The sequence below is a fragment of the Halobellus rufus genome (assembly GCF_000739575.1).
Classification (GTDB): domain Archaea; phylum Halobacteriota; class Halobacteria; order Halobacteriales; family Haloferacaceae; genus Haloquadratum; species Haloquadratum rufum.
The window spans coordinates 1-1,390 of the sequence record NZ_BBJO01000050.1 but is presented as its reverse complement, the minus strand read 5'-3'; the positions used below and the strand labels follow the sequence as shown (position 1 = coordinate 1,390).

The 1,390-nt window shown below is 64.5% G+C and carries 1 protein-coding gene; it reads left to right on the top strand.

All coding sequences use genetic code 11. The features are described from left to right. The first annotated feature begins 122 nt into the window (after window positions 1-122). Window positions 123-1,355 (top strand): tyrosine-type recombinase/integrase, encoded by a 1,233-nt coding sequence (locus ACP99_RS16760; RefSeq protein WP_049987695.1) that lies wholly within the window; start codon window positions 123-125, stop codon window positions 1,353-1,355. The last annotated feature ends 35 nt before the right edge of the window (window positions 1,356-1,390 follow it).

The following is a 1,390-nucleotide window of genomic DNA, read 5'->3' as shown; positions in this document are numbered from 1 at the left end:
CGACCACTTTGAAGTACCCCGGCGCCGTCGGTGAAGCACGAATGCTGCAACCGCCTCACGACGACGCTTCCCCCAGGGTAGAGGACCCGAGACCGGGGCTGCAGGACGGTGGAGGCCGGTGAATGCCTGACCGAGCGCTTTCGACGCCGCTCGACGACAGCTTCGAGCGCTACCTCCAAGACAAGGGGAAAGGCCGGGGCGGCGGCGGTGGGAACTATCGACGTAACGCTGCACGCGAGCTCGAACGGTTCGCCGAGTGGGCCGCCGGCGACCGCGGCGCCGACGACTGGACCGGGATCGCCGACGACGTCGGCCGCGAGCCGACCTTCGACGATCTCGACGAACGCGTGTTCCGGGAGTACGCCCGACATCTCGGTGGAGATCGGGGACTCAAGCAGAACACAGTACAAACCTATTACCGCTATATCTCTGCGTGGTGTGGCTGGTGCGTCAACGAGGGATATCTTGAGGCCCACTACGCGCAGCGAGCGAGTGCGATGGCGCCGCTGCCGGAGGACGACGGTCGCAAGCCCGGCGACCAGCAGGCCTGGACGTCCGAACAGCGCCACGCCCTCACCCGTCACGTCGACGAACGGGCCCGCGACGCCGTCGAGGCGTACACGACACTCCCGGAGGATACTGATCCCCTCGACAAGCAGCGAGCACGCTACGCGGCGTTGAAGGCGGCTCGTGACCGGGCGCTGGTGTTTGTCCTCGCGTACACCGCCGTCCGCGTTGGCGAACTCCTCCGCGATCCGAACGACCCGCGCCGGCGCGGCGTCCGCTGGGAGGACCTCTCCGTCGACGACGGGAGTATGGACGTCTACCGGAAGAAACAGCAATGGGATGCCGCGAGCCTTCCCGATCCGGTGATCTCGCCGTTGCGAAGCTATCGCCAGTTGATGGACCCACCAACGGAGCGCTGGCCGGTGTTTCCGACGTTCGACCAACGGACGCTCGCAGGGCTCGTCCGGGAAAACCTCGCCGAACGAGGGGAACGCCCAGAAGCAATCATTGAACGCCGTGCGGAGTACGCTCGCGACCTGCTGCTGGCGCTCGATGTGGACATTCGGCCGCCGTCGATCACGACGGACGGCGCACGGTCGATTCTCCAACGACTCTCGGAGGCCGCGGAGATCGACATCGACCATCCGAAACACGATTATCTTGCTCCGCACGGTGGCCGTCGTGGCATGGGCGAGGTTCTGGTCCGGGCATTCGGATATACTGTGGCGGCCCGATATCTCGATAATTCTGAGGAGATGGTTCGTGAGCGGTACTCGCATATCGAGGCTGGTGAGTTAGGTGATGTCGCTACTGAGGCCCTTGAGGAGATCGATAGTGTACCGCAGTAACTTATTTCGAGTGAGAGGGGTAGACCGTCGCGTTC

What these genes read in the sequence shown, in the direction of transcription:
- ACP99_RS16760 (WP_049987695.1), top strand. Translation starts at nt 123, where the DNA reads ATGCCTGACCGAGCGCTTTCGACGCCGCTCGACGACAGCTTCGAGCGC.